The 17,386-nt window shown below is 37.1% G+C and carries 13 protein-coding genes and 1 pseudogene; 3 read left to right on the top strand and 11 right to left on the bottom strand.

Annotated features, from left to right (window positions below; all coding sequences use genetic code 11):
- The coding region (locus tag ACWA1F_RS23830) for a PKD domain-containing protein (RefSeq protein ID WP_456897520.1) at positions 1-6,378 on the bottom strand (6,378 nt) is incomplete at its 3' end.
- Positions 6,379-7,008: 630 nt separating this feature from the next.
- On the opposite strand from ACWA1F_RS23830, the gene ACWA1F_RS23825 reads away from it, so the two are divergent.
- Positions 7,009-8,589 (top strand): arylsulfatase, encoded by a 1,581-nt coding sequence (locus ACWA1F_RS23825; protein WP_456897518.1) that lies wholly within the window; start codon positions 7,009-7,011, stop codon positions 8,587-8,589.
- A 128-nt stretch (positions 8,590-8,717) separates the two neighbouring features.
- Here the strand turns inward: ACWA1F_RS23825 and ACWA1F_RS23820 are convergent, their stop codons facing one another.
- The 3 genes from ACWA1F_RS23820 to ACWA1F_RS23810 all read right to left on the bottom strand — a co-directional run bounded on the left by ACWA1F_RS23820 (position 8,718) and on the right by ACWA1F_RS23810 (position 11,886).
- Complete coding sequence (locus ACWA1F_RS23820; RefSeq protein WP_456897516.1) at positions 8,718-9,785, bottom strand: BamA/TamA family outer membrane protein; 1,068 nt, start codon at positions 9,783-9,785, stop codon at positions 8,718-8,720.
- Between the two features lie 109 nt (positions 9,786-9,894).
- A complete protein-coding gene (locus ACWA1F_RS23815) occupies positions 9,895-11,097 on the bottom strand; it encodes an FAD-dependent oxidoreductase (protein ID WP_456897514.1) in 1,203 nt (400 codons plus the stop codon).
- 30 nt (positions 11,098-11,127) lie between these two features.
- Positions 11,128-11,886: a DUF6597 domain-containing transcriptional factor gene (locus ACWA1F_RS23810; protein ID WP_456897512.1), complete on the bottom strand. Its 759-nt coding sequence runs from the start codon at positions 11,884-11,886 to the stop codon at positions 11,128-11,130.
- Between the two features lie 310 nt (positions 11,887-12,196).
- On the opposite strand from ACWA1F_RS23810, the gene ACWA1F_RS23805 reads away from it, so the two are divergent.
- The gene (locus ACWA1F_RS23805; RefSeq protein WP_456897510.1) at positions 12,197-12,718 is read left to right on the top strand and encodes a hypothetical protein; all 522 of its coding nucleotides are present in this window, start codon (positions 12,197-12,199) and stop codon (positions 12,716-12,718) included.
- Positions 12,719-12,910: 192 nt separating this feature from the next.
- On the opposite strand, the gene ACWA1F_RS23800 is transcribed toward ACWA1F_RS23805, so the two are convergent.
- From ACWA1F_RS23800 to ACWA1F_RS23780, 5 genes and pseudogenes are all read right to left on the bottom strand, one after another.
- Positions 12,911-13,300 (bottom strand): RidA family protein, encoded by a 390-nt coding sequence (locus tag ACWA1F_RS23800; protein WP_456897508.1) that lies wholly within the window; start codon positions 13,298-13,300, stop codon positions 12,911-12,913.
- A gap of 95 nt (positions 13,301-13,395) precedes the next feature.
- The gene (locus ACWA1F_RS23795; RefSeq protein ID WP_456897506.1) at positions 13,396-13,959 is read right to left on the bottom strand and encodes a Crp/Fnr family transcriptional regulator; all 564 of its coding nucleotides are present in this window, start codon (positions 13,957-13,959) and stop codon (positions 13,396-13,398) included.
- Positions 13,958-14,416: pseudogene (locus ACWA1F_RS23790) on the bottom strand (transposase); the annotation flags it as partial. The pseudogene ACWA1F_RS23790 and the gene ACWA1F_RS23795, both read right to left, overlap by 2 nt.
- A 127-nt stretch (positions 14,417-14,543) precedes the next feature.
- The gene (locus tag ACWA1F_RS23785; RefSeq protein WP_306160171.1) at positions 14,544-14,921 is read right to left on the bottom strand and encodes a hypothetical protein; all 378 of its coding nucleotides are present in this window, start codon (positions 14,919-14,921) and stop codon (positions 14,544-14,546) included.
- Positions 14,922-15,181: 260 nt separating this feature from the next.
- The gene (locus ACWA1F_RS23780) at positions 15,182-15,814 is read right to left on the bottom strand and encodes a nitroreductase family protein (protein WP_456897504.1); all 633 of its coding nucleotides are present in this window, start codon (positions 15,812-15,814) and stop codon (positions 15,182-15,184) included.
- Positions 15,815-15,923: 109 nt separating this feature from the next.
- On the opposite strand from ACWA1F_RS23780, the gene ACWA1F_RS23775 reads away from it, so the two are divergent.
- Entirely contained in the window at positions 15,924-16,280 is a 357-nt protein-coding gene (locus ACWA1F_RS23775; protein ID WP_306160175.1) for a winged helix-turn-helix transcriptional regulator, read from the top strand.
- A 67-nt stretch (positions 16,281-16,347) separates the two neighbouring features.
- On the opposite strand, the gene ACWA1F_RS23770 is transcribed toward ACWA1F_RS23775, so the two are convergent.
- Positions 16,348-16,821, bottom strand: coding sequence for a MarR family winged helix-turn-helix transcriptional regulator (locus ACWA1F_RS23770; RefSeq protein ID WP_456897501.1), 474 nt, complete (start codon positions 16,819-16,821; stop codon positions 16,348-16,350).
- A 2-nt stretch (positions 16,822-16,823) separates the two neighbouring features.
- A partial coding sequence (locus tag ACWA1F_RS23765) for a GNAT family N-acetyltransferase (RefSeq protein WP_456897499.1) occupies positions 16,824-17,386 on the bottom strand: 563 nt, incomplete at its 5' end.

The raw sequence follows: 17,386 nt of genomic DNA, 5'->3' as shown, positions 1-17,386 counted from the left end.
ATATCCTGAAGGCAATAAATCTGTTACCAGAACTCCCGGATTATTCTGAGGGCCATTGTTGGTTACGGCAATTTCAAAAGTAACTCTAGAACCAACTAATGGAGTTGTGTTATTGACTGTTTTAGTCAATGATAAATCGGATGAAAGCGGAATAGGAGTGGTGCTGGCCTCAGCATAATCATCTTCTGTTGGTATTCCGTTGTTTGGGGTCGAATCAGGGTCTGGCGTGTCACTACTGGTTACTTCGGCTGTGTTTGTGTAATTTCCGGTGGCATTTACAGTTGCTATTAACTGTAAAGTTTCAGATTCTGTATGACGCAAAATATCCAACGACCATACTCCAGTTGTACTATCATAAGTACCGCTAGTTGCATTAAAACTGCTCAAAGTATATCCAGAAGGCAGTAAATCTGTTACGGTGACGTTTGCAGTATCTTGTGGGCCATCATTTGTAGCAATTATTTTAAAGACAACAGTAGAACCAACCAACGGTGTCGGATTATCAACTGTTTTTGTTACAGATAAATCGGCAGACGGCTGGGTTGGGGTAATTGTTGCGTTGTCCTCATCATCTTCGCTTTGATCTCCGTCATCATTATTTGGTGTCGAATCTGGATCAGGAAGATCACTTGCAGAAACTTGTGCAATGTTGAAATAATCGCCAGTCGGCAATACTTTCACAATAAGAATAAGAGAGGCAGAGGCTCCATTATTTAATGGACTTACTTTCCATATTCCTGTAGTATTGTCATAAATGCCATCTGTTGAGCTGTAATTAATAAATTCATAACCAGAAGGCAATAAATCTGTAATTTCTGCCAAAGAGACATTGTTTGGACCGTCGTTTCTAACAATCAGTTCAAAAGCAATTTCGCTTCCTATTACAGGTGAAGTATTGCCGCCCACTATACTTTTTGTTAAAGATAAATCGGCTGAAGGGCCAATAAAAGTAATCTGCGCATTCGATTCATCATCTTCGCTCTGATCTCCGTCGTCATTATTTGGTGTCGAATCTGGATCTAATAAATCACTTGCGGTGACTTGAGCGGTATTGAGATAACTTCCTGTCGGATTTACCGTGGCTTTAAAAGTAAGATTTAAGTTTGCACCATTAGTCAAAGAAAGGTTTTTCCAGTCCACTGCGGCATTTGCGACTTGATACGTTCCTCCGTTTGAAACGGAACCAGGCAGCAGCGTATATCCAACTGGGATAATATCCTGAATGGCTACTCCTGTTGCATTTCCTGGACCATTATTAACTAAATTTAGGGTAAAATCGACTACATCTCCAGCTTTTGCAGACAATGGTAAAACTGATTTTGTAAGTTCTAAATCGGCAAGTTTCAGATTGACCGTTGCGCTGCTCATATCATCTTCAGGAAGCCCATTTCCAGGTGTACTATCAGGATCGATCTGGTTGGCTGTTCTGATTTCAGAAGTATTGACATAATTGGCAGCTGTAGATACATTTACTTTAGCCGTAATCTGAAGTGCTATCGAGTTTCCGTTATTTAAATTGCCTATTGTCCATACGCCTGTTGTTCGATTGTACTTGCCTCCGCCATTGTCGCTGACATACGTATAGCCAGAAGGCAATTGTTCTGAAACTGTAATTCCTGAAGCATTATTTGGTCCGCTGTTTGTCACTCGAATTGTGAAGATTACATTATCGCCAATGCTAACTGTAGATGGAGATACGGTTTTTTGAAGCGATAAATCGGCTACATCTAATATAACCGTTGCATCGTCCTGATCGTCTTCAGTTGCAATTTGATTATTGGGAGTACTATCTGGATCATATTGGTCTGAAGCAATAACTTCGGCTACATTGGTATAAGAACCTGTTGATCGAATCGTAGCCTTATAAGTTAGATTTCTTGTTCCGCCGTTCGGAACTGTAAGATTGCTCCAAGTGATCGTATTATCTCCAGCATTATACTGTCCAGCAAAATTGGCAGATCCTGGTACAATAGTATAACCGGTCGGAATATAATCTCGAACCGCAACCCCTGTGGCATTTACGGTTCCTCCCAATGAGTTGTTATTGTAAACTTGCAAGCTAAATGTTACAACATCCCCGGCGCTTCCTGTAACTGGCGTAACGGATTTAGTTAATTCTAAATCGGCAACAGACAATATAACAAGAGTCATAGTATCTGATGAGACAGCACAATTACCATTTGTTACAGTCCATTCTAAAACATAGGTTCCTGAAACAGTTCCTGCAATAGCTGTAGTTGGCGAAGTATTGTCAGCAAATCCCACAGTACTAGGCCCAGAAATTTGTGTCCAAGTTCCCGTACCCACACTTGGTGTTACGGCATTCATATTAACTGCTGTAAATTGAGGCACAACTTGATTTGGTCCTGCATTTGCAGTAGATGGAGGAGCATATATGGTAACTAATACAGAGTCTTCAGATATACAGCTATTTGTACTGGTAACTGTCCAGAGAAATTCATACGTTCCCGGAATAAGGCCAAGCATAGGCGAATTTTCTTCATCTGGAGATCCGATGATAGCAGTATTGGGACCTGAAACCTGCGTCCATGCGCCATTTCCTGAAGTTACGATTTCAGCAGCCATAGTGGTAGTAGTCACATTACATAATTCTTGATCCGGTCCTGCATTTGCAATTGATGGCGGGATATCGGTAAATGTTATAGAAACTGTATCAGATGATGGCTGGCATAATGAAGAACTCGGAAAAGGGCCATTGGTAACAGTCCAAGTCAAGACATAAGTACCTAAAACATTTATATTAGACAATGTAGTAACAGGACTATTTGGATTGTCGATTACAGCATTGGCTCCAGAAGGTTGTGAATAGAATGTCCAAGTTCCGATACCAACTGCAGGAGGAACTGCAGCAGTTTTGTATGTGGTCTGGCAAGCTACAGCATCGTCAGGACCTGCGTCGGCCGTGCTTGGCGGAGCATTCATTTCTATTCTGACAATATCAGAAAGGGAACGGCAATTATTGCTTTCAAACACCCATTCTAAAATATAAAGACCAGGAACAGTCAGGTTTGTAACCGTTGTTAGCGGGGCAGATGGAGTAGTAATTACGGCTACGCTTCCAGGAGGCTGATAAACAAATCGCCATTCAAATGAAGTCACGTCTGGATTAGGCACATTTCCGCTCATCGTAGCAGTGCCGCCTACATCATTAATACATAAAGTTTGATCTGGTCCTGCGTTTGGATCAAGGCTTGGACCATCAAAAATGGTAACATTTACAGAATCTGAAGACCCTGGGCAATTGCTTCCATCTGGAAAAGTTGTTGTGGTTGTAGTATAAGTAAAAACATAATCATTGCCCGGAACAACAGTTGCGTTGGCAATATAACTGTTAGAAGGAGACTGTGTAATGAGAACATCGTCAGTATTTCCAGTTGTACTGGTAAGGGTCCATGTTCCTGCAGAATTTTCATTGGCAACAAGCTGAATACTAGTTACATCACAATAGGATTGGTCAGCTCCTGCATTGGCTGTAGGGGTTACAACAACAGTTACGTCGTCAAAACTGCCATCGCATAAAAAGATACTTTTAGCTGTGATGGTCCATCTAAAGGTGTACGTTCCAGCAACCAATCCGTTAATTACGGTATTTGGATTTGAAGGATCAACAATAGTTGGCTGATTTGGCGCACCGGTAAGTACAGACCATTGCCCTAATTCGAAGAAACTATCGTAAGAGTTTCCGGCCATTGTAACGCTGGTACTATTACATACGTTTTGGTCGGGTCCTGCTACTGCTGGTTTCGGCGGAATCCCGACTGTAAGTTCAATATCATCAAATGCCTGACCGCAGACGTTAGCATCTACTGTCCATCTAAAAATGTAATAACCGCTATAACTAAAGGTAAATACCGCATTAGGATCATGTATATCGCTAATGGTGTATTGTCCTACACCAGAAATTCTTGTCCAAGTACCAATACCACCACCGCTGCTTACAGCTGCCATCGTAATAGTATCGCCGCAAGTTTCTTGATCTGGACCTGCATCGGCAGTAGGAGGAGTATCTGCAATGGTTACCGATACGCTACTTGAACTTGCCAAACAGTTTCGTATTAATGGGTTTAAAGTCCAAGTAAATACATAAGTACCATTTCCAGGAACAGTAACCAAAGTATTCGGATCAGTATTGTCTGCGATAATAACTCCAGCAGAAGGTGTTACCGTCCATTCTCCAGTTTCTAGCAAAGTTGGTGTGTTTCCAGCCAAATTAAATGAATTTACACCAGAAGAATAGCAGGTATCTGGTCCTGCATCTGCGTTGGATGGTGCTGTGCTTGTATTGGTAAGAACGGTTACAGTGTCTGAAACCGAAAGGCTACAGGAAGGCCCTGGATGAAGATACGAAATGGTCCATTGCAATTCATAAGATGATGCTCCTGTACTGAAACCGGTGGCAACCGCATTTGGATCATGAATATCAGAAAAAGTAATGGTATTTGGACCCGAAACTTGGCTCCATTCTCCTTGTTCACCGCTTTGCGGAGGAGTGGCGGAAAGCGGTACCTGCGAGTTTATACAAACTACTTGATCTGTACCAGCATCTGTCGGACTTAATGAGGTTTCCGATACATAAACGGTAACTGTCGAAACAGAAAAACCGCAAGTCGCTCCGCCACCTTTTGTTATATATTGAAAAACATAGGTTCCAGGAATAAGGCCGGAAACAGGTGTGTCTATAGCAAAATTATCTGCAATAACTGCCTGATTTGGACCAGAAAGCTGGCTCCAAAAGTGCATTCCTTCTTCAGTGCTGACTCCAGAAAGTACAGTAGTCGTATCTCCGCAAGGAAGACTTACATCTGTACCCGCATTAGATGGCGTCGGATCTCCTGAAACTAATATATTTAAAGTATCAAATCCGTAATCGCAACCTACGTTTAATGAGCCATTTTCGCTTCTTATAAATTCTACTGTATAATCTCCAGAAGCGGTTAGCGTAAGTGTAACCGAATTTCCTATGGTTTGCAAAGCAGTTGGAAAAGGCCCAAGAGGAGAACTATCTGGCCCGCTCACAATTCTATATTGATTGATCCCAGCACCCGTTACCGTAAGCGGAATAGTAAAAACAGTCGCGTTACAGCTTCCTACGATATCATCGCCATTATTAGCACTAATGGTTCGCGTGGGACCGTTATATTGTATAATGTAATCTTTGCTAAAAATACACCCTGTATTACTATTGGTTAAAGTATAGCGAAATCTGTAAGGAGCTCCAGTACTGGAAATATTGGTTATCAAGGTAGTAGGGTTAGTAGGAGAAACAATCACAGCTCCAGCACCTCCAGAAACTTGAGTCCATTGAACGGTTTCTCCAGCGTATAATGGCGTTTGCGCTACAAGAGTTGCTTGTGTAATAGTATTGTCGCAAAAATTGATCACTTCATCACCGCCAGGAAGTGTTGTTACATCTTGGGTTGCCGCGGGAACTATGATATTTACAGTGTCATTGCCAGAAGCACATGGTCCAGTAACGGTCCATCTAAAAGTATAAGTACCTTGTGTAAGATTAGAAACTTGCGTGTTATTAGAATTAGAATTGCTAATTGTCGGAGTGCTTGGCCCGCTTACAAATGTCCATTGGCCCGATTGTCCGTTTAAGCCACAGCCTCCATAAGTTGCAGTAAGGTTAGCAGTTTGAGTTGTAGTATAACAATTGCTCAATGTTTGATCAGGACCTGCATTTACGGGTTTAACACCTCCATAATTGGTAACCGTAATTTGAGATGTTGTTCTGCAGCGCTGTCCTGGTGCAAATTCTGGGCCTTCAATAACCCATTGAAGTGTAGACACGCCGCATCTTACTGCTGGAAGTGTGATGGTTGAGGTTGGCAAATTCGGAAAATTGATCACAACTCCCGCGTCATTAGCGCCTACAATCTCCCAATGTGCCGTTTCTCCAGTATTTTGAGGCGCATTTGCAGATATGGTTAAAGTCCCCGAACTGTTTGGGCAACTGGCAATATTTACTCCAGCATTAGCCATCGTTATAGGCTTTACATTTACCACTTTATCCTGATACGATACAATGCCATCTCCACAAGTCGCGCTATATCTAAAAATATAAGTATTTCCGCCGGTGTAGCCTGATACGGTTGTAGAAGAACTATTTGGTGAGTTGATAACCACCGCTGGTCCAGAAATCTGTGTCCATAAAACCGTTCCAATTATCGGAGAAGGTGTGTTTCCTGTTAAAACCAAAGCGTCTGTTTCGCAAAGGGTTACATTCAGAACTCCAGCATTTACTGTACAGTTTTGTGCATTTGCTTGAAAAGCAGCAAGAAAAATGAATAATGCAGTAAAAGCCAGTTTTTTAGACAAAGTGTAGATTCTCCAGGAAATGTAAAAATGTGCCATAAGCAATTGGGAATGAAAAGGCAGCACAGGAAATTTCTAACCACCTTAAATTAATAAATTGTTTTAAGCATTTTGCAATTAAAGGTTTTAGTCAAAGTTTGGGGATACTCAAATTTAAAGAAAGATGGCTATGGAATATTTTTTTCGATGTTGCATATTATAAAATGAAACAAAAAAGACGTATATGCAACATGAATTTGGAGTAATCCATTGAAAATTGGTGATCAAGTAAATGTTTTTATTCCTGTTGCACTACTAATGAAAAAAATGCTATAAGAGTTTTTTTTGTGTTGTAATTAATAATCAATATTTAAGGTGGAAAAAAAAATTGGTATTATAATAATTCTTTTTGTGAATTCTAGTAAAATTTTATTATTAAACAATTAGAGGAATCTTAAGCCCTCCTGTAGTAAGTTATTTTGTAGGATATTTGCATGTAAAGGTTTAATTCTGTTAATTGAGAGCTTCTATTTTTAAAAGCTATTAAGAAGAACTTTGTTTCATATTATAAATTGAAACCTGTTTGAAAGTAAAGGAAAGCATAGGAAATTAGAGTTTTTTTACTTTTATAAGGAGATCTAAAAAATCGGATTTTTTTATAAATGTTAAACTATTTTTAAGCGATTAACTATGACAAACCGAAGATTTTTTCCCTGTATCAATTATTTATTAGTGCTTTTTGCCATTAATGCATCTGCGCAAAAGAAACCAAACATACTCGTAATTTTTGGAGATGATGTTGGAATTACCAATATCAGTTCTTATGGAGAGGGCGTCGTCGGTTATAAGACTCCCAATCTTGATAAACTTGCAAGTGAAGGACTAAAATTTACAGATTATTATGCAGAAAATAGCTGTACAGCTGGACGCTCTTCATTCATTACTGGTCAGACTCCAAAAAGAACCGGAATGTCTAAAGTAGGTATTCCTGGCGCTCCTGTAGGACTAATGGCTCGTGATATTACTATTGCAGAAGCACTAAAGCCTCAAGGATATGCAACTGCACAATTTGGAAAAAATCATTTGGGAGATTTAGATGAGTTCTTGCCGACTAATCATGGTTTTGATGAATTTTTCGGAAACTTATATCATTTAAATGCGGAAGAAGAACCTGAAATGAGAAACTGGCCAAAACCAGATGAAGATCCTTCTTTCAGTAAAACTTATAAACCGAGAGGTGTACTGCATAGTTTTGCAGGAGGAAAAATTGAAGATACAGGGCCATTGACCAAAAAAAGAATGGAAACCATAGATGATGAAACAACTGGAGCCTGCATTGAATGGATGAAAAAACAAAGCAAAGCAGGAAAACCATTTTTTACTTGGATGAATTTTACCCGTATGCATGTTTTTACGCACGTAAGAGAATCGATGAGAGGACAAAGCGGTATGCCAGATAATGAGTACGCCGACGGAATGATAGAAATGGATATGAATGTAGGCAAACTTATGAAAGCTTTAAAAGACATGGGTATTGAAGACAATACTATTGTTGTCTTTACTTCAGATAATGGACCAAATCAGTTTAGCTGGCCAGACGCTGCGAGTACGCCTTTTCGAAGTGAAAAAAACACCAATTGGGAAGGAGCGTATCGCGTACCTGCATTTGTAAAATGGCCTGGACGTATTAAACCAGGAACAGTAACCAACGAAATATTTTCTGGTTTGGATTGGTTTCCAACTTTATTGGCTGCAGCAGGAAATACAACTATAAAAGAAGATTTACTAAAAGGTACTACTATTGGAGGAAAAAATAGTACACTTCATTTGGACGGATTCAATCAGCTAGATTTTATCACAGGTAAAACAGCTAAAAGCCCACGTGACCAATTTGCTTATTTTAATGACGATGCACAATTAGTAGCTTATCGATATAAAGACTGGAAAATTGTAATGAGAGAACAGCCAAAGCCAGGAGGGTTTGATGTTTGGAGAGAACCGTTTAAAGAATATAGAGTGCCATTAATGTTTAACTTAAGAATGGATCCTTTTGAACGTGCAAATATTGTATCGGATCAATATAGTGACTGGGTGCTGCGTAACGATTTCATTTTGGCGCAAGTGACATTTCACTCTGTTGAGTTCCTGCAAACATTCATAAAATATCCGCCATCACAATTACCAGCGACTTTTTCTCCTGGTTCTGTTGAGGAACAAATTGATAAAATTAACAATGAGAAATTAAAACCGCACTCGGTTACAAGACAATAAAAACCTATTGAATTAGGTTTCTGATAAAAGCAAAATACTTAATCGTTTATCGATGGTATTTTGCTTTTGTATTTTTAAGTAATTGAACTTTATTTGATCTAAGTTCTTAATTATACAAATAGCTTATATTAAAATGCTTCGCCAATTCTAAAATAAACTCCCCAATCTCCTTTTCCGACTGCACCGTCTAGGCCAACATTAAATTTTGATTTTTTAAAAGGATTGTACCGATAACCAACACCTCCGCCGGGATACATTTTCCAATCGAAGCTCGGAGTGTCAGAACCGTAAATGGTTGCAATTCCAAAAAATCCGACCAAGCCCATTTTTTTGGCGAAATTGTAACGGTACTCACCTTGAATGTCCATTAATCCCGAACCGCGGTATTTTCCTTCCGAATAACCGCGAATATCTGTTCCGCCAATGGTGCTTTGCTGTTCAAAAGCGACATTTCCAAGACCAAACTTGCCATAAAAACGAACCGCAATCACATCTTTGCCTTCGCGATTTTGGAAATATTTATTCGCTTGGAAAGAAATTCTATTCGATGCCAGTTGATTATCTAGAAATTTCGGATACGTAGACCAGTCCAATCTAATTTTATAACCTATAGTAGGATAATAAACAGCATCTCTAGTGTCGTACAATAAGTTAAAAACTAGTGCATTGCTGTGCGAAATTGAAGAAGGTGAAATATCATCTTCATAAACGGTATTATAATGCGCATAAGTATAAGAAAGTCCGCCATAGAACTTTCCTACGATTTTTCGCTGTCCTCCAATTCCCAATACAGTAGTTTTGGTTCCGTAATCATAAAAATCAGGCTGATCGATATCATCCACATAAAACTGCGAATTCTGATTTCCGGTAAAAAAGAAAAACTTCAAACGCCATTTGTCTTCATTCAAATACCATTTATTAAAAAGTGCCAAAGCATACGATTTATTTGTGGTATAAATGGCCGACATTCCTGATAATGATTTTGGCGAAATAGTATCTCCTTCGTTAACCCTATACATCATCATTGGGATGGCGCCAAACATAAAATCGAGATTTCTGTTGTAACTCAGATAAGGCATTACTCTCAGTTCAATTTTCTTGTCTTTTGTTTTTTTCGAAGTAGAATCAGCTATTTTTTGTCCGAAAGAAGAATAAACAAAACCTGTAAACAATAATAAGAATAGAAAATGCCTCATGGTTTGAATGGGTTTAGTGAAACTTATCGTGGTGTATAATTACTAAATAACATTTTTCGGGTTCTTGTAAATTTAAATAAAAATATGTAAGTAATTGAAATAAAAACGATTAAGATTTGGCTGTTTTATCAAAGATAGAAAGCAGTTTTTCTAAAGCATTGTCGGCATGAAGCTGTTCGCCATTTTTTAAGGTGTTTTCTAATGCTTCTGCAGCTCGTTCCAGCATGCGCTTTTCAAAATGAGAAAGAGCTGTTTTCAAATCCAAAAACTGATTGTTGGTCAAAAAGTCTGAAAGTTCAAGAGCGTCAAGCATCGCCAGATTAGCGCCTTTTCCAGCAAAAGGAGGCATGCGGTGTGCGGCATCTCCAATGACAGTTATGTTTCCCTGCGTTTCCCAAGTTTGGTTTTGGGGAAAATAATATTGCGGACGCGGTATAAAGAACAGTTCGTTGCTCACAAAAAGTTCATGCCATTTTGAACTCCAATCTTGATACACTTTTTTAAACCAGTCGAAAATTTGAGCATTGTCTTTAAAATCCAGATTGTTTTCTGAAATCCAGTTTTCGGTTATTTTACTGCTGAGAAGAAATAGTAGCGAACCGTCTCCTTTGGTGCCGTACATAATGGTTTGTCCCTTTCCAAAAGCCAAAACTTTTCCGCCTTTCGAAAATTCAAAAAGCTTTGGAGCATTTTCTTTGGCATTATAAATAGTACCTTCAATCATAGTAATGCCAGAATAAATTGGTTTTTGAGTGCTTATATAAGGACGAATTTTAGAATTTGCCCCGTCTGCACCAATAACCAAATCGGCATAAACGCTGTTTTTATTGTTAAAGAACAGACTCCAGCCTTCATTTTCTTTTTCCATAGAAAGAAAATGGCTGTCCCAAACGATGGTTTCGGGCAAAAGCGAATTCAATAAAACAGCTCGAAGATTAAAACGGTCTATTTCTGGTCGAGGTTTTGAAATGTCTTGAAGGGAATCTGAATTTGAATTTGAAATTTCTTGAGAAGAAGTTTCAATAATAGCATGCTCATCAAATTTCAATTCAAAATTTAGATCTACAATTCGAGCTTTACTGGCATTCGGACGGACATTTTTATAAAATTCGTCTAATAAATCGGCTTTACTCATAGCAAGTAAACCCGAATTTTCGTGTAAATCTAAAGGCGAACCTTGTACGCGAACGTCTGCGTTGAGGTCTCTTTCGTATACTTTTACCTTTATATTTTGAAGCTGCAAAAGGCGGGCTAATAGTAAACCGCCCATTCCGCCGCCAATGATGGCAACGTGTTTATTTTCTAGTAACATAGTTTTGTGTTTAAAATCTATGTTGCAAAATTATTGAGACGAAAGAGCAGATAATAGTATAAATCGGTCGTTTTTATTTTGAAAAAGCGTTTTAGGAACCGAACCTGATATTTTCTTGATTTCTTTAATGAAATGCGTTTGATCTGAAAAATTCTCTTCTGGAAAAAGTTTGCCTTTTGCAATATGTTCCAAAGAAGTTCGGAAACGAAGAATTGAACAATACGCCTTCAGCGAAAGTCCAAAATACTGATTGAAATAGCGATTAATCTGGCGGCTGCTCCAATTCGATTGTTCTGATAATTCTTTTACGGACATTGCACCATTGCTTTCGTAAATAAGTCGAAAGAGTTTTTGTTTCCGATTATCGACTTCCTTTAGTAATAAGGAATGAATTTTTGCAGCAGCTTTTTCGGTAAACAATTCGAAATCTTTCAGATCAGTTTCATTAAAATCCCAAAAATTATTTTCTAATAATTTCCCAGAATTTAAAATTTCGGCAATGCTTTCATGAAAAATATATTCTACAGCAAGAAGTTTAAAGCTAATGGTAAAGGTTTTACTATTAGCTGGAATTGTTCCTTTTTCGTATTGCTGTGTTCCTAGACCCAAAAGTCTGATTTGAAAAGAAGTTTCGGCAGTTTTTATCAGAGACAAATCGATTCGCCCGTCGGGAAGACCGATTGTTTCTAATGTTTGATCCGATTTATTCTCCATACACCAAAAACTATCTACAAAATCCGAAAGGTTTTTGCTGGGTTTTATAGTCTGATATTCTAAATCGTTGATCATTTTATCAAATTTAAAGCGAAATTATGCAATTTGTTAGTCGTTTATGTAAAATCTGTGCTGCTTTAAAATGGCTGTATAGACGTTTCAAAATTCAAAAAAATGACAACGAAAAACTTAACATTGGATAAGTGTTTGATTTTTAGTTAAATAAAAGCTGTTTTTTGTAACAATGAAAAACTTAACATTGGCGAATAGCTTTTTAGGTCTATATTTGTTTATTATTTTTTGATGTTAATTTAATGATTTAATAACATTAAAAATTAGTTTAATCCAAAATAAATTTAATCAATTTCTTAAAATTAACAGAATAATGGCAAAAGAAGTGCTTACTAATGAAATCGATCAGGAGGTAGAGGCTGTTCCAGTTATTTCTAACGAAGAAAACGTACAGCAGGACGTTCCAGCTTCTGAAACAGAATCGGCTGAAACTGAAACTTCAGAATCTAAATCAAAACCTAAAAGAGCTCCAAGAAAAGCAACAGTAAAAGAAGTGGCAACAGAAGAAATCGCTGAAGAGACTGTAGAAACTGAAGCAGGAGAGGAGACAGTATCTGAAACTGAAGAAGAAACAGCTGACGAGAACCAAGAAAAATCGAAATCTAAAAAGAATAAAAAAATGAAAGAAAAAGAAAAAGAAGAGAAAAAGAAAAAAGTAGCGAAGAAAAAAGCTAAAGCAAAAGATAAAAAGAAAGAGAAAGCGAAAAAAGCAAAACAAAAAGCGCAAGCAAAAAAGAAAGCAAAAGCGAAAAAAGCAAAAGATAAAGCGAAAGCGAAAAAAATTGCAAAAAAGAAAGCAAAAAGATCTAAAGCTAAAAAGAATAAGAAGAAGTAGTTAGTTCTTAGTCCTAAGTCCTAAGTCCTAAGTCCTAAGTCCTAAGTTTTACTCTTAAGTCCTTAAATAGGGAAGTATTGAGGATTAAAATTTGGAATTTGGAATTTCAGATTTGGAATTTCAAAATTGAAAATTTTATAAAAAATGCTGTACAAAAGGATAGCCGTACAGCATTTTTTATTTTAACCCAAATTATTTTACAACGGTTGCTTCCAATTCTACTTTTAAGGTTTCGAAAAGGCTTTTTACTTCCAGCAATGTCGTAGCCTGTGCAATATTATGTTTACTGATCCAGTCTTGTAGAATGTTAAAATGAGGCCATAGTTCTGCTGTAGAAGTGGTGTAAATATTTAAACGCACGATTCCATTGCATTCATATCCTGCTTCTGTAATAACTTGTTCTAAATTTTTTAGGGTTTGAATAATTTGAGATTCCATGTTCTCATTGCTCGAAATTCCCTCTGCGCTTATAGCCGTTTGTCCAGATACGTATAATGTTCCTTCTGGATTTTTTACTTCAACTGCCTGTGCGTAGCTGCGTTCGTCTTGCCATTTCCACGGATTTATCACTCTTTTTTCCATCTTTATTTTGTTTAAAATTATAAAAACAAAATTCAGACTTATCGCCGATTTAAGCCGTTGATATTCCTCACAAATAAAAAGTGATCTATATCACATCAAGAAGAAAGTCGGCTAAGAGTTTCACGCGATACTCCCAAATAAGAGGCAATTTGACTTTTGGATACACGTTGAAAAAGTGTCGGATATTGTTTTAAAAGCTGTTCGTATCGTTCTTTTGAGTTTGAAGTGAGCCAGGAAATAATACGGCGCTGCGAACCTAAAAATCCAAAAGTAGCTTTCTCCAGAAAAAAACGTTCCATTTTTTGCAAACCATCGCATAGCTTTTTATAATCTTCGAGTGTACAGCAAAGCACTTCGGTATCTTCAAGACATTCAAGAGACATAGTGGCCTTTGTTTGCGTATAATAAGCATAAAAATCACTTTCCCACCAGTCTTCCATGGCAAAAGAAACAATATGTTCTTTTCCCGATTCATCAGTAAAAACTAATTTTACGAGACCGCTAATTATAAAATAAGAATACGGTACGGCTTCGTCTTTCTGGATAAGAAATTGATGTTTTTTGAATTTTTTGGTGCTGAAATGCGAGATGACAAAAGCAAATTCGTCGTCAGTTAAAGGAATGTTTTTTTCGATATGTGCTCTTAAATCAGCTTTCATGTTTAGTTTTGGTTTTCTTTTCCAAAGTCAGCTTGTCGATTTTCTGTAGAAATTCGGGATCAAATTCAGAATACGCTCTTAAGCGGTATTTTTCGTCTCTAATTTTCATTACCAGACGAATTTTCTGCGCCATTAGCCAGATTGGTTCGTATCGTTTATGACCTAATAAATATTGAATTTTGAGTATGGATATTCTTCTGTGCGAAAGCGTCATCAATTCGATGCAAATCATCCAGTAGCGAATAGGAAGATTGGAATTTTCCATTACAGTTCCTGAACGGAGACTCATACGGCTGCCGCACTTACGGCATTGGAATTTCAAATCATTCTGACGGAAAGAATGCTCATTATGTCCGCATTTCCTGCACAAAAGCCCGTTTTCTAAACGTTTGTTTTTGAGCTCTTCAATACAAGTGGCTTCATCAGAGTATTTTTCAAAATAAGCGCGTAATTCCATTGGTGCAATTCCTTAATTTACTTTTCGAAATATAAAAATATTTTAAAAGAAACGAATAGCAATTTATAGAAAAATAAAAAGGAATACTCAAAAGCGAATATTCCTTTTTAAAAGGGGCAAAATTGTGTTATAATTTAGCTACTATTTCTTTTTTGTACTTATTTAGGATCGATTTGGTCATACCTAAATTAGCTTTTGTAGAATCTACAGCCAGGTAAATAAAGTAATCCTGATTGTCAGAAACATCAATAATGTGAATTTGAGAACTTAATGTAATCATGATATTGTCAATAACCTGACCATTTAAATTCAGCGCTTTAATAGCGTTCATTTTTGCTTTAACTACTTCAAGGTTGTAGGCAGATGCCAATTCTGGGTCAAAATCTGCAGCAGCAGACTGTGAATAGTATGACATACCGCTAGCGATTTCAGCCACAGAAACTGCGATGAAACCTGGGACGTTCTTTTTTAGGTCTTCCCCAAATTGCGTTAAGAAATCAGACATAGTTCTTAGAATTTAATTTGTTGTGAATAAGAATGAATTGTTTTGGATAAAGCAAAATTAGTTATACGATATTATTTAATTATCCGCATTACGTACCTATTTTTAAGCAATATTAAAAAATAACATAAGTCTGAAAAAATCAGTTTTTTCTGTTCTTTTGAATTGGTTTGAAAATGAAATATTTAAACTGAAAATGCTTCTGAAAAAGTGTTGTTGCACTATTTCAAAAGCATTTTTATTAAAGCAAAAAAAAAAAAATTTTACTTGATTTCTGTTATAAATTCATCGTGCGGAGTTCTCACTTTTTTCAAGTTTACCAGCCAGTCGCCAGAATCATCTCTGTATCCTAAAGGTAAAACTAAAACACTTTTAAGTCCAAGTTCTTCCAATCCTAAAAGTTTGTCCACTTCAGCAGGAATAAAACCTTCCATTGGAGTTGCATCTACTTGCTGTTCTGCAGCCGCAGCGATTGCTACACCAAACGAAATATAAGCTTGTTTTGCAGCATGGTTAGCGTGCCATTCTTGTCCAAGAGGCTCGTACATTCCCCAAAGTCTTTGTTTGTACTCATCCATTGCATCAACAGGAATTCCTCTTTCAGCAATTGTTCGGTCAAACACAGCAGAAATTTTTTCTAAGCTGTAACCGTCCCAAGCTGCCCAAACCAAAACGTGAGAAGCGTCTGTAACTTGACTTTGGTCAAAACTTACCGCTCTAAGTTTTTCTTTTAATTCTTTGTTTGTGATTACAAAAACCTTGTAAGGCTGTAATCCTGAAGATGAAGGAGCCAATTTTGCAGCTTCAAGAATATAATCTACTTTTTCTTGCGGAACAGCTTGTCCGTTCATTTTTTTTGTAGCGTAACGCCACTTTAGTGCATCTATTAAGGCCATTTTTTTTCTAATTGATTAAAATTGTATTCAAAGGTAAAAAGTTTAAGTGTATTTTTGTCATCAGATTACCAAAAGTAACTGTAACATCGAGGTAACCTACTAACACAACATGATAAAAGAACCTAAACACGATCCTCAACAATGCAATCAGCGAATTATGGCGGTGCATGATGCGATGTATATTTTAAACGGAAGATGGAAAATCTCTATAATTGCATCACTTTGTTTTAATACACTACGATTTTCTGATTTGTTGCGTGAAGTCGAAGGCATTTCTGGAAAAATGCTGAGCAGAGAATTGAAAAACCTTGAAGAAAACCAATTAGTTACGCGAACTGTTCTAAAAACACAGCCGATAACAGTTGAATATCAATTAACAGAATATGGCCATACTTTAAAAGAAGTGATAGATTCTCTAGCAAAGTGGGGGCATAACCACAGAAAGAAAATTACAGGAAAAGAATAATGGAATTTAAAAAACAAAAATTAAATTCCAAATTACAAATTTTTTATCCTGAGCCGAAGGACAAAATCTAAATTTTAAGCTCTGCAGCTCGCTGAAAAAATCCTTGAGTTGCCAATTTTTGTTCTGTTTCTTCAATGCCTTTCAAAAGGTTGTTCTGGTTATCGGTGATTTCGTTTAAAGTCTTTTTCATAACCGTCCAAACAGGTTGCATTTTTACGACAAGTTCTTTTCCTTTCGTCGTCAAAACGATCAGCCTTTTGCGTTCGTCTGCTTTGTCTTTTTTAGAACTGATTAATTTTTGCTTTTCCAATTCCTTCAATAAACTGATTGTTGACGGATGGCTATAGCCAATTTCATTGGCAATTTCGACAACGCTCAGCATTTCTTTAATGTGTAGCGTATAAATTACAGGAAACCATTTCGGTTCAAAATCAATGTCAAAAGACTTATAAATTAAAGCACCGTCTTTGCGAAGCTGTTCGCTCAGACGCTGCAATCGCGTAGATATGGCCAGTATGCCGATTTCGTCAATTATATTCATCTCTATTGATTTAGTTTTAAATGGCAGAAAACATTATCGGGTCTCATTAACGGAAAATCGATTGGAAGTGCTTCTTTCGGAATCGTTACAAAATCATTCTTTTCATAAAAACGCAAAGCCGCCTGCAATAACGTAACCGTTCCTAAATATAAGTCTTTTATTCCTTTTTCTTTGCTGTAGGCAATTAATTGCTCTAATAATTGTTGGGCAATTTGAAATTCTTTTCCTCTAAATTCTTTCTTTACGAACATTTTTCTGATGGCTCCAGCTTCGGCATTAAATTTTACCAATGCAATAGTGCCAACCAATTTATCGTCTATAAAAGCGCCAAGAAAAATCCCGCCCGGCTTGTAGTAAAAGTTCTCAATGTCCAATAAATCCGGCTGATCTTCTAAAGTAACGGGAACATTAAATTCTTTTTGCTGAATGTTTAAAATCAAATCTACGATTTCATTTTCGTACTTATTTTGTATAGGCTGAATGTGCATTTGTATAAAAAGTATATTAATTGTGAATACATAAATTCCAATTTTTAAATCCCAAATTCCAAAATGAGCGTAGCGAA

The sequence above is a fragment of the Flavobacterium erigeronis genome (genome assembly GCF_054075165.1).
This window is presented reverse-complemented; position numbering and strand designations above follow the sequence as displayed.

Coding starts and splice junctions, on each gene's coding strand:
- ACWA1F_RS23780 (WP_456897504.1), bottom strand. CDS start 15,814: ATGGCCTTAATAGATGCACTAAAGTGGCGTTACGCTACAAAAAAAATG.
- ACWA1F_RS23825 (WP_456897518.1), top strand. CDS start 7,009: ATGACAAACCGAAGATTTTTTCCCTGTATCAATTATTTATTAGTGCTT.
- ACWA1F_RS23795 (WP_456897506.1), bottom strand. CDS start 13,959: ATGAAAGCTGATTTAAGAGCACATATCGAAAAAAACATTCCTTTAACT.
- ACWA1F_RS23770 (WP_456897501.1), bottom strand. CDS start 16,821: ATGAATATAATTGACGAAATCGGCATACTGGCCATATCTACGCGATTG.
- ACWA1F_RS23775 (WP_306160175.1), top strand. CDS start 15,924: ATGATAAAAGAACCTAAACACGATCCTCAACAATGCAATCAGCGAATT.
- ACWA1F_RS23785 (WP_306160171.1), bottom strand. CDS start 14,921: ATGTCTGATTTCTTAACGCAATTTGGGGAAGACCTAAAAAAGAACGTC.
- ACWA1F_RS23800 (WP_456897508.1), bottom strand. CDS start 13,300: ATGGAAAAAAGAGTGATAAATCCGTGGAAATGGCAAGACGAACGCAGC.
- ACWA1F_RS23820 (WP_456897516.1), bottom strand. CDS start 9,785: ATGAGGCATTTTCTATTCTTATTATTGTTTACAGGTTTTGTTTATTCT.
- ACWA1F_RS23815 (WP_456897514.1), bottom strand. CDS start 11,097: ATGTTACTAGAAAATAAACACGTTGCCATCATTGGCGGCGGAATGGGC.
- ACWA1F_RS23810 (WP_456897512.1), bottom strand. CDS start 11,886: ATGATCAACGATTTAGAATATCAGACTATAAAACCCAGCAAAAACCTT.
- ACWA1F_RS23805 (WP_456897510.1), top strand. CDS start 12,197: ATGGCAAAAGAAGTGCTTACTAATGAAATCGATCAGGAGGTAGAGGCT.